Source organism: Paenibacillus donghaensis (assembly GCF_002192415.1).
GTDB lineage: Bacteria > Bacillota > Bacilli > Paenibacillales > Paenibacillaceae > Paenibacillus_AQ > Paenibacillus_AQ donghaensis.
This window is the reverse complement of sequence record NZ_CP021780.1, coordinates 583,690-595,187: the sequence shown is the minus strand read 5'-3', so window position 1 is coordinate 595,187 and position 11,498 is coordinate 583,690. Positions and strand designations below refer to the sequence as shown.

The window sequence follows — 11,498 nt, the reverse complement described above, 5'->3', positions numbered from 1 at the left end:
ATTCCTCCTTGACTTCTATTCCAAAAGCGCCGGCAGCTCGTGAAGGCTTTGGATTTGGAATTGTGCCAGCGGACTTCCGCAGGCCGGGCCTATGGCTACGGGCGTCATATGTGCGGCAACTGCAGCGGCGATGCCCGCCTCGGCGTCTTCAACCACTAGGCAAGCAGCAGGCGCAGCCCCCAGACGGGCAGCCGCCGTGACAAACACCTCCGGATCCGGTTTGCTGCGCATGATGTCGTTCCCGTCAACGATAATGTCAAAATCGCCGGTAATCCCCAGACGGGACAGAATGAGGCGGGCATTCTTGCTGGAGGAGCCAATCGCTGCCCGTATTCCGCGTCTCTTCAACTCCGCAAGGGTGTCCCGGACACCGGGCAGAAGATCCGCCTCCGTAATGCCTGCAAGCAGCTCTTGATAGCAACTGTTCTTGCGGTCAGCGAGTGCCTCCCTTTCCTGTTCCGTATACGGGCGTTCCGCCTGCTCCAGAATAATCCCCAGGCTCTCCATCCGGCTGACACCCCGCAACCGGTCGTTGATTGTTCTGTCGAACGGGATGCCTTCTTCCCGGCTGATGCTCAGCCAAGCTTCATAATGCTTGTCGTCTGTCGATACGATCACTCCGTCCAGATCAAAAATAACTGCCACAATTGCAGGCTTCATTCCACTCACTCCTCCGGGGATAGCTCTTCCACAAAGGATTCAAAATTGAATTCAAAAGGTTTGTCCACGACTTCCAGTTCACCGAAGTTGGAGCGCAGCCACTCCACACTCAAATCGAACCATTTAGCGGCGTGGGCATCGACCATACTTTTTCTGCCGTTGGCAAACACAGGCTGAGCTAGGGACAAACCGTGCTCTCCTTTTTGGAACACATGATATTCGAATGGACGTTTTTGAGCGGCATACCCGGATACAAGCTTCAGGGTGTGCTCTACAATGACCAGTTCGTCCTCCCCGGTTGTCCAGATAAAGGCGGGCGGAGCCTCCTTGGTAACATGCTTGTGCAAATTAAGCACATCCATCTCTTCCTGGGTATAGTCTGCTTTTCCCAGCAGGGTTTCCACGATTTGGTTTTTGGCCGCCTTCGCTTCCTCCGCCCCGCCCAAATCAATGGCCGGATAGGAGAGGATCAGCGCATTCGGGCGATGCTCCCCTTGCAGGCCGACGGCGCAAGCCAGGTGTCCGCCGGCGGAGAAGCCGCAAACCGCGATCTGATCGGGGATAACATGCCACTCATCGGCATGTTCCCGGATCAGAGCCACCGCCTGGGAGGCCTCTTTCAGAGGTTGGAAGCCAGCCGCATGTTTGCCGATAGAATAGCGCAGTACAAATGTCTGAAAGCCTTGTGCGGCATAGGCCAGGGCAAGCGGTTCCGCTTCGCGGTCAGACAGGAAGGCGTAACCGCCGCCGGGAAAGATCAGAACGGCCGGTTTTTTCGCCACCGTGCCCATTTCTTTGGATGGCTCTTGAATATAGCCCGTCAGCTTCACACGCCCGTTTCCAGTGAAATTCATCTCTACCATTTTCATAATATCAACCTCCATATCGTAGTGAGCTGCTTGATTTGCAGCTAAACCTGAAGCCGGAAATTTATCCTTTCACGCCTCCAAGTGTGATTCCTTTAACAAAGTTGCCCTGGATGAACGGGTACACGACGACGATTGGCAGGATACCGGTAACGGCAATTGCCATCCGCACCGTGGCCGACGGAATTTGGGCCAGCCCTTCCTGGACGTTGCTCACCGAGGAAGAATTGGAGGACAGGAACTGGATGTTCTGGATCATCCGGTTCAGCAAATTCTGGATACTGAATAAATCCGTCCGTGTCGTCAGATAAATGTAACCGTTGTTCCAGTCGTTCCAGTACATGATGCCCACAAACAGCGCCACGGTGGCGATAATCGGTTTAGCCATGGGTACCGCGACACGTCTGAAGGTAGTAAACTCGCTCGCTCCGTCAATTCGTGCCGCCTCCAGAATTTCCGTAGGCACGCCTGTAACAAAGTAGCTGCGCACAAGCAGCACATTAAAGGCATTCATCAGCAGACCCGGGACAATCAGGGCCCAGATAGAATTTTTAATGCCGAAGACTCCGGTGTACATCAGATAGGTCGGGACCAGCCCGCCGTTAAACAACAGCGTAAAGAATACGAAGAAAGAAAGTACATTTTTTCCGGGCAAATCATTGCGGGCGAGCGGATAGGAAATCAGGGTCGTGATGATTACACTTAGCGTGGTGCCCACAATCGTTACAAAAAATGAAATACCGTAGGCGCGAAAGATGACATCGCCCTGGTCAAATAAATAGGTATATGCCGAATTACTGAGTTTACTGGGGAAAAACGAATATCCGTTTCTTAGCAGCGTGTCGTTATCAGTAAACGACGAAATCACCAGCAGTAAAATCGGCACCAAAGCAAGCACAGTTAACAGGGTCATGATGATATGCGCCGTCAGTTGAAATAGCTTGGTTTCTTTGTCCATCCTGATCACACCCTTTAGAAGATTGCGCTGTTCTTATCCAGTCTGCGGACCCACAGGTTGGAGCCGAGCACAAGGATAAACCCGACAACAGACTGATATAGTCCAGCTGCGGAGGACATGCTGATATTCCCCAATTGCAGCAGACCGCGATATACGTAGGTATCGATAGTATTGGTAGTGGAATAAAGCGCCCCCTGATTTTGCGGCACCTGATAAAAGAGACCGAAATCCGAATAAAAAATCCGGCCGAGCGCAAGCATGGTGAGCAGAATAATGACCGGCTTCAGCAGCGGAAGCGTGATATGCCAGATCTGCTGCAGCTTGCCAGCCCCTTCCAGCGATGCCGCCTCATAATATCCCCGGTCGATTCCGACAATGGTGGCCAGATAAATAATACAGTTGTACCCAACTGTCTTCCACGCACTGACCACAATCAGTATGATTGGCCAATATTTTGGCTCGTTGTACCAGGCGATGGGTTCCAGCCCCAGTGCAGGCAGCACCGTATTGTTCAGAAAGCCGCTCTCGGCGCTCATGAAAGCAAAAACCAGATAACTGACGATTACGGACGATATCAGGAAGGGTAGCAGGATGACACTTTGATAGATTTTGGTCCGAAACTTTGCCGTCAGCTCGCTTAACAAAATCGCCACCAGCACAGCCAGAACCGTATTAATTACAATAAAAGCAAAGTTATACAGAATCGTATTTCTCGTAATTACCCAGCCGTCCGTCGTCTTGAATAAATATTTAAAGTTCTCGAATCCCACCCAGTCGCTGCCAAAGATGCCCTTCCGCGCATTGTAATTTTTAAAGGCCACGACCAGGCCAGCCATGGGCAAATAATTGTTGATGAACAGGTAGAGCAGTCCCGGAAGCATCATCAAATACAAGGGCATATAGCTGGTGATTTTTTTCAGACCCGTTTTTTTAGTGGCAACCTTCTCCATAAGCCTTTCCTCCTGTCGGTGAATCCTGCGGATCCCGACCTTGATTAGGTGCGGGCCGCAGGGCTCTGCTGCTCTTATTTTTTGGCTGCCCACTCATCCAGTTGGCGCTGTTTCTCCTGAATAATTACGTCAATTCCGGCAGCATCCAGCTTGGCATTCATCTCCGGCAAATATTTATCCGGGTCCACGACCCCGTTCTCCAGCACTTTTTTGTATTCATCGTATACGTTCTGCACAGCGGTAATCTCTGTCGCTACCTTGGCATTGTCGAAGGTAAAGCCGAGCGCCGCCGATTTTTTGGCATCATCATTGAATTTGCGGGTGTCTTCCCAGACGGAGAGCTCGTTGCCTTCCCAAACTTTTGTAATGAACTCGTTAGGCAGCAGCCAGGTCATGTTAAGGTTGTATCCAGAGTTCTTCGAATCCACGCCTTCGGCGAAACCAATTGTACCGTCCTCTTTTCCCACATAATGATCCCCCTCGATGCCATAGGCGAGCAGGTTCATCATGTCCGGGTTGGTGTACAGCAAATTCAGGTATTCCATCGTTTTTTCAGGGTGTTTAGAGTTGATTGGAATCGTCCACGGCATCGCAGCCACGCTGGAGCCGGGCATAAATGAATCCAGTGTCTGGACGAGGACCATTGGCGTGCCGGTCATATTGGATTCCTGCTGCTCGCTTCCAGGCTTCCAGGTCGTATTGTAAGAAAACAGCGAACCTGCTTTCACTCTTGGTGTAACCGCTTCCGAAGTAGTGGTTACATCTTTGCTGATATATCCGTTTTGGTACCAGCGTCTGACCATTTGTAAGTAATTCTTATAATCATCCGATTTAAACAAATTGACGACTTCCAGCTTCTCGCCATAATTCAGCAGCACGCCAAAATCGTTGCCCAAACCGTCGAAGGTCCGGAATTGCAACAGGAAGGAGTCGCTGGACGGCGCCACCACAGTCAGCTCCGGTTCCTTTTCATGCACAACCTTGAAGACGTTCTCGACATCCTCGGCTGTTTTGATCGTTGCTGGGTCGATTTTGTATTTGTCCAGAATATCCTTGCGCATGGAGAACGATCCGTATCCGCTTGCAAAATCGCGCAGGTTCGGTAATCCGTACAGCACGCCGTTAATGCGGATAGCGTTGATGTATTCCTCACCAAGTGTATCGATAATGCCCTTCCCGTGTTGCTGCAGCAGGTCATCCAGCTCGGTTAGCTGGCCCTTCTGGTAAGCCGAGCTGTATGTGAACAGGCCGGACATAATGTCCAGGTTCTCTCCACTCGCCAGCATCAGAATCATCTGCTGATTGTACGCCGCTGAATCAATGATCTGGAGCTGTACTTCTACTCCAATTTCCTTGCGCGAGATTTCGTTCATCGCCTCCTGCACCTTCGCAATATCCTTGGGCACTGTGCTGAACGTCGGCAGAGTCAGCACCAGAGACACGGGTTTATCCTTGGATGCCGTTGCCTTATTGCCACTGTCATCGCCCGATTGGCAGGCAGTCAACACACTTGTCATGGACAACACGAGCGATAACAGCAGGATCAGGCTTGCTTTTCTTTTTTTCACTAGGAATTCCCCCTTGTTTTGATAATTTGAGTATACTTGTAGCGGAGCGCTAAAAAAATAACGATTATTTGCATTATTATCACTAATATTTGGTCGTCGGCAATTGGTTTGCCAAAGTGACGTTCAGCTTGACAAACCGGGAATTCTTGAGTATTTTTTGGATATGTAAGCGGTTTAATTATTTCGAAGCTAATTTTACTTCTATGGATGGTGGAGCCTATGTATCGAAATTTTAAATCGCGTTTCTCCAGCAAGTCGCTGCGGTTCCGCATTATTGGCAGCGTCTCGATTGTCATATTCATTTTAATTCTGCTTATGATCATTAATAACGTGTATGCTATTCGCACAGTACGCAGCCAGGTCTTCGAATCGAACAAAAATACGCTGGATATTTATATGAAGCAAATGGACGACGACTTTTCCGATGTGGAGAATTTTTTGGCCGGAATGAGCAGCACCGATGTGAATATCAAGAGCATTGAGATGCCTGCTCGGGAGATTGACCGGTACCTGGCCCAATATCGGGCCGAACGGCTGCTCAAGAACACCATCTGGAGCTATCGGATGATCGACGGCTTTTTTGTTTATTCGGATTCCGCACAGATTTATATTGATGCCGTACAGAACGATATTAATGCCCGGGACAAGCAAAGAATCAAGAATTATGTAACTCAGCAGTTCAGCGATGTACACACGGCGGGATTCAGCCGTTCAAGCTGGTCTCCTGTCGAGATCGATGGCGACTTTTATTTACTCCGGGTCATTAAAGTCTGGAACTCCAGCGTGGGTGCGTGGGTGAAAGTAAACGATCTGATTGAGCCACTGCGGGGTAAACATTTCAGCGGGGTAAACAATCTCTTTTTAACTCAGGAAGACGGCAGGCCAATGATTACGGACCCTTTCCTTGACGGCCGAATCATCGACCTGCATATAAACCCGGACGAATATCATCTGACCAATGACGGCAGGAACAAATATTTGGTCATCGCGCAGCATTCGGAGCGCGGCGAATTCAGTATGGTTGCCTTGATTCGGGACAATAACATTCTGGATGGTCTGGACTCCCTGCAAACGTTGATCGCGGTCATTGCCTTATGCGTAATCGTGATTTTGCTCTTTTTAACCTTTATGCTCAGGAAGCTGGTGATGGCGCCGCTGAACAACCTTCGGCTCGCGATGAAATCGCTCAAATCAGGCAATTTCGATGTAAAAATCCAGAGTGAAAACCTGTGCGACGAGTTTGTGATGGTCAATCATACGTTCGAGGACATGACCGGCCAGATCAAACGGCTGAAAATTGACGTGTATGAAGAAAAGATTCTCAAGCAGCGGGCGGAGCTCCAGTATTTGCAATTGCAGCTCAACCCCCATTTTTTCATGAACTGTCTTAGCGTTATTCACAGCCTGGCTGGTCTTTCCAAAACGGGTCTGATTCAGGACATGACCGTCAATCTGCGGAACTATTTGCGCTACGCGCTGGAGGGCGACCATCTGGTACCGCTGGACAAAGAGATTGAGCATGTCAAGACTTACCTGGACATACAGCGGCTGCGGTTTCCGGACAGCCTGATCTGCGAATTCGATATTGACGCCGAGACGGTGGATGCCATTGTGCCTCCGTTAATAATCCAGACCTTTACGGAAAATGCTATCAAACACGAGGCTGTTGTCGGGGAGACGTTCTGCATTTCGATATCCGCCAGCGTATTGAGGAATGGGCTGGCTCCGAAGCTGCGGCTTGTCATCATTGATTCAGGGGACGGCTTTCAGGACTCTATTCTTCAAATTCTGAGGGAAGGCCGAAGAGTTTGCGATGTCAACGGGCGGCATATCGGCATTCACAACATCCAGCAGCGGTTGATGCTTATCTACGGGGACCAAACCAGAATCGAATTTTCCAACGAACCCGGCTTAGGAGCCAGAGTTGATATTGAAATTCCCTTACAACAGGATGAGGCAAAGGCGGTGCACACATCATGAATATTCTGATTGTCGATGACGATATTTTTTTCGTGGAGGACGTTAAACGTTCCATGGATTGGGCCGCGCTGGGCATTCAACAAGTATTTACCGCCCATAGCATGCGGCAGGCACAACAAATATTGCTGAATCAGAGCATCCAGATTCTGCTCAGCGATATTGAGATGCCAAAAGGCAGCGGACTGGATCTGTTGATCTGGGTAAGGGAACAGAACCTGCAGACGGTCAATATTTTTTTAACGGGCCATGCCAGTTTCATGTATGCGAATCAGGCGATCAAACTTGGCGGATTCGATTATATTTTGAAACCGGCTCCCTATCAGGAACTGGAGGACGTGTTGAAAAAAGCGGTGCAAAAAGTCAATATCCAGCGCGTGTATACAGAATATACCCAGCAAGCCCAATATTGGACCGAAAACCGGACGCATATTGCCGGACAGTTCTGGAGGGAAATTCTTCGCGGCGATCTCCCTCCTGTTGATCTGAAAATCGCGGCTGAAGCCGCTTACAGACATGTTGCTTATTCTGCGGAGAATCTCTGCTTCCCTATTCTTGTCAGCATCAACGAAATGAATCAAAGAGCCGATGAATGGGGACGCTCTCTCTTTGACTATGCTTTTAAAAATATTGCCAGTGAAATTCTGCTGCCCGAGCAGGAGGCGCCGGTCATTGTCGCACTGGACAAAAACCTGTTTGTCGTGCTGGACCTGTGCTCCCCGGCCAATCTGCGTCCGGTACAGGTCATCGCCGAACGCTGCCGCACTTTAGTCACCTATGGCGGGACTTATCTTCCCTGTACACTGTCCTGCTATATCGACCGCTATGTCGCTCCCGAAAAGCTTTGCAAGGTGACAGAGCAACTACTGAAGCTGAAGAACAACAATGTGGTCAATGACAGCCGTGTGCTGGTTATGGGCCAAAGTTCGGTAAGCGGAATTCCTTACTCCCCGCCCGCTATGGAGGAATGGTTCACATGGATTCTGGAGAACCGGAAGGATCAGGTTCTTGAAGCTGTCGGACACTACCTGAACCATCTGGTGAGCAGCAACCAGGTCGATGCGTATGTATTAAGACAGTTCCATCACGATTTCATGCAGGGGATGTATGTTGTTCTCAACCAAAAAGGGATTCTGGCACATTCCATCTTTACCGACAGCGAATGGGCGGAGTTGCAGGATGAGTCGTTTAGCTCTGTGACGGCGATGGAAAAGTGGATCGGTCTTATAGTCGGCAAGGCTGCCGATTACGCCTACAGCGTGGAAAAAACCTCTTCCGTCGTCGATCGCGTCAAACAATATATCCGGCAAAATTTGAACGAGGAGATCAACCGGAGTGCGCTTGCGGCGCATGTGTACTTGAATCCGGAGTATTTGTCGCATATTTTCAAGAAAAAAACAGGAATATCGCTCTCCGATTATATTAACGGAGAACGTATCCGTGAAGCGCAGCGGCTGCTGGTCACATCAGATGCTCCGATCCGGGACATCGCCTTACAGGCCGGTTATGGCAATTTGGCCTACTTCTCCAAAATCTTCAAGAAGATCACAGGCAAAACGCCGGTGGAATACCGCGGTAGTGTGCAGTGTTAGAAACGAGTCTCTACTTTCCTTCCGGCCTCACTTCGCATTATGAAAAAGCCGAAGCTGTAACGGTAAATACACGGCCCCAAGCTGGTCCATCCTCATCCACCAACCAGTTGCCTGGGAGCCGTGCTATTACCCCTGCCTCCATTGAATCTTCCCGGTCATTACGCCTGCTCGATCTTTGCCCGTAGGCAATAAATCAACATTTGCTAAACCTCGGTTTCCTAAATTATATCCGCTTCTCCATTTCTTAGTGAGATACAAACACAGCGATGTGAATACGTGAAGTTTATATCGAATTAGGATCTGATGCAATAATCATATAAACAAAATTAATTTAGTTTAGTTAAAAAATCAGAATTTACAACTAAAATAAACTAAATAACTCATTGACACCGGTTATATCCAATGTTACTATGACCTCATAATAGAAAATCATGTTATGTTTTAGTTTTTTAACTAAATAAAAAATCATTAGTTTAGTTCCGCGTTCATTTCAGCAAGACTGAAATATTCCATACCGAGGAGAAGTGATGATGAAGAAGCTAAAGTTGGGTTATGCACCGACACGCCGGTTTACGTTCAGCGCCGAGGATGCCTTTAAGTACAAAGTAGAAATCCGCAAGCAAATTGAGAGCTTTGGAATGGATATTGACATTGTGGACCTGGAAGGCCTAAACGAGGAAGGTCTGCTGTACGACGACCATATTAATGCCGATCTGATTGCCAAACGGTTCAAAGAGGAAGAAGTCGATGCCGTATTTTTTCCGCACTGTAACTTCGGTACCGAAGACACTGTAGCCCGTGTTGGCAAAGCGCTTGGCAAGCCCGTTCTGCTCTGGGGGCCGCGGGATGAAGCGCCGCTTGCGGACGGTATGCGCCTGCGCGACACCCAATGTGGTATTTTCGCCACAGGCAAAGTTTTACGCAGATTCGACGTTCCCTTCACCTATGTAACCAACAGTTGGGTGAATGATCCGGTATTCGAGCGGGGCTTCACCAACTTTGTCGCTGCAGCCAACGTCGTACGCCAGTTCAAGAGCCTGCGTATTCTCCAGATCGGTCCGCGTCCCGCTTCGTTCTGGACCATGATGTGCAATGAAGGGGAGCTGCTTGAACGCTTCGGCATTGAGATTCATCCAATTACCCTTGTCGATATTCAGCTCCGCACCCGAAAAATCGCGGCCGGCAGCAGCGCCGAGCTGCTGGATACGATAGATTACATTAAAGAAAAGCTCGATTACAGTGAAGTGACCGAAGATGATGTAAGGCGAATCGCTGCTTTGAAAGTTGCCATGAAGTCCTTTGCCCGCGAGACGGGAAGCAGTGCTATCGCTATCCAGTGCTGGTCTTCGCTGCAGGAGGCCATGTCGATCATGCCGTGTCTGGCCAATGCGATCCTGACGGATGAACAAATTCCGGTCACCTGTGAAACGGACATCCATGGAGCCATTACCTCCATTATGGTGCAGGCGGCCGCCATGAATGAATTGCCAACCTTTTTTGCGGACATTACCATCCGCCATCCCGAAAACGACAACGGGGAGCTGCTTTTCCACTGCGGAAATTTCCCTGTCTCGCTTTCTGTGGAGCAGAAACCGAAGCTGCGTAAGCATTTCCTCTTTGACGACCATGCTCCAGGAACCCATGAAAGCGAAATCCGTGGCGGCGGCATGACCATTGCCCGGTTCGACGGCGACCACGGTGAATACTCGATGTTCCTGGGCAAGGCCCGTGGCATTGAAGGCCCTTATACCCGCGGCTCCTATGTATGGGTGGAAGTGAACGACTGGCCGCTGTGGGAAGAAAAGCTGGTCAAAGGTCCTTATGTTCATCACTCCGTCGGCATCCATGCCAATGTTATTCCGGCCATCTACGAGGCCTGCAATTATATCCCCGGGCTGACGCCGGACCCCGTAGACCCTACGGAACAGGAAATCCAAAGCTGGCTTAGGGGTTCTGATCTTGCCCGCACTAAACAGTCAGGTCTTCACGTGTAAAGAATAGAGAAAGTCCAATCCTTGCGCAGTTGCCTCTACGAAGCATCAGTTCATTTTATATATTACATCTATCAGAGGGGGATATTATGGAAATTCAGGAACTGAAAGTCAAGGCCTCACAAATCCGGATGGATCTGCTGACCATTATTCACCGCGCCAAAACGGGCCATACAGGGGGATCTTTGAGTAACACGGACATTTTAACGGCCTTATATTATGAAATTATGAATATTGATCCCGCTAATTCGAAATGGGAAGACCGTGACCGCTTCATTGCCAGCAAAGGTCATTCCGTAGAATCACTATGGTGTGTTCTAGCTGACCGCGGTTTCTTCCCCAGAGAAGAACTGGAAACCTACAGCCAGTTCGGCACCCGGCTCATCGGCCACCCGAACAACAAGGTGCCCGGCATCGAGATGAATACCGGCGCCCTCGGCCATGGTCTGCCCATTTCCGTCGGCATGGCACTGGCGGCCAAGCGGGACGGGCGGTCTTACCGTGTGTTCTGTCTGATGGGAGACGGCGAGCAGGCCGAAGGCTCCAACTGGGAAGCCGCCATGGCAGGCGCCCATTATAAACTGGATAATCTGGTCGGCATTATCGACCGCAACCGGCTTCAAATCAGCGGGTCTACCGAAGAGGTCATGGGCCTGGAACCGCTGGACGAGAAATGGGCCGCCTTCGGCTGGAATGTTGTTTCGATCAACGGCAACGATATGGAAGAACTGCTGCAGGCATTCCGCGCCGTACCGGAAGTACCCGGCAAACCAACGCTGATTATGGCCAATACGACCAAGGGCAAGGGCGTATCCTTCGCCGAGAATGTTCCCGCCTGGCACCACCATGTGCCGAACGATGAGGAACTCGCGCTGGCGCTGTCTGAGCTGAGCGCGTCCATTGAGGAATTGACACAGAAAGGGCAGGTGCAATAAC

At 50.0% G+C, this 11,498-nt stretch carries 9 protein-coding genes; 4 read left to right on the top strand and 5 right to left on the bottom strand.

All coding sequences use genetic code 11. The features are described 5' to 3' along the window. Window positions 1-15: 15 nt before the first annotated feature. The 5 genes from pgmB to B9T62_RS02295 form a co-directional block, all read right to left on the bottom strand. On the bottom strand, window positions 16-660 hold the full coding sequence (gene pgmB / locus B9T62_RS02315) for a beta-phosphoglucomutase (protein ID WP_087913789.1): 645 nt from the start codon (window positions 658-660) through the stop codon (window positions 16-18). 5 nt (window positions 661-665) lie between these two features. Then, entirely contained in the window at window positions 666-1,529 is an 864-nt protein-coding gene (locus B9T62_RS02310; RefSeq protein WP_087913788.1) for an alpha/beta hydrolase, read from the bottom strand. Window positions 1,530-1,590: 61 nt separating this feature from the next. Next, window positions 1,591-2,484: a carbohydrate ABC transporter permease gene (locus tag B9T62_RS02305; protein ID WP_087913787.1), complete on the bottom strand. Its 894-nt coding sequence runs from the start codon at window positions 2,482-2,484 to the stop codon at window positions 1,591-1,593. A gap of 14 nt (window positions 2,485-2,498) precedes the next feature. Further along, complete coding sequence (locus B9T62_RS02300; RefSeq protein ID WP_245864314.1) at window positions 2,499-3,434, bottom strand: ABC transporter permease; 936 nt, start codon at window positions 3,432-3,434, stop codon at window positions 2,499-2,501. 74 nt (window positions 3,435-3,508) lie between these two features. After that, complete coding sequence (locus B9T62_RS02295) at window positions 3,509-5,002, bottom strand: ABC transporter substrate-binding protein (protein WP_087913786.1); 1,494 nt, start codon at window positions 5,000-5,002, stop codon at window positions 3,509-3,511. Between the two features lie 219 nt (window positions 5,003-5,221). Here B9T62_RS02295 and B9T62_RS02290 point away from each other — a divergent pair, with 219 nt between their 5' ends. The 4 genes from B9T62_RS02290 to B9T62_RS02275 all read left to right on the top strand — a co-directional run bounded on the left by B9T62_RS02290 (window position 5,222) and on the right by B9T62_RS02275 (window position 11,497). Then, window positions 5,222-6,982, top strand: coding sequence for a sensor histidine kinase (locus B9T62_RS02290; RefSeq protein WP_169834314.1), 1,761 nt, complete (start codon window positions 5,222-5,224; stop codon window positions 6,980-6,982). Then, window positions 6,979-8,571 carry a response regulator transcription factor gene (locus tag B9T62_RS02285; protein WP_087913784.1) on the top strand — a complete coding sequence of 531 codons (1,593 nt, stop codon included), beginning with the start codon at window positions 6,979-6,981 and terminating at the stop codon, window positions 8,569-8,571. The genes B9T62_RS02290 and B9T62_RS02285 overlap by 4 nt, the downstream gene beginning before the upstream one ends. Window positions 8,572-9,101: 530 nt before the next feature. After that, window positions 9,102-10,565 carry an L-fucose/L-arabinose isomerase family protein gene (locus B9T62_RS02280; RefSeq protein WP_087913783.1) on the top strand — a complete coding sequence of 488 codons (1,464 nt, stop codon included), beginning with the start codon at window positions 9,102-9,104 and terminating at the stop codon, window positions 10,563-10,565. Window positions 10,566-10,651: 86 nt separating this feature from the next. Further along, a complete protein-coding gene (locus B9T62_RS02275; RefSeq protein ID WP_087913782.1) occupies window positions 10,652-11,497 on the top strand; it encodes a transketolase in 846 nt (281 codons plus the stop codon). Window position 11,498: the final 1 nt, after the last annotated feature.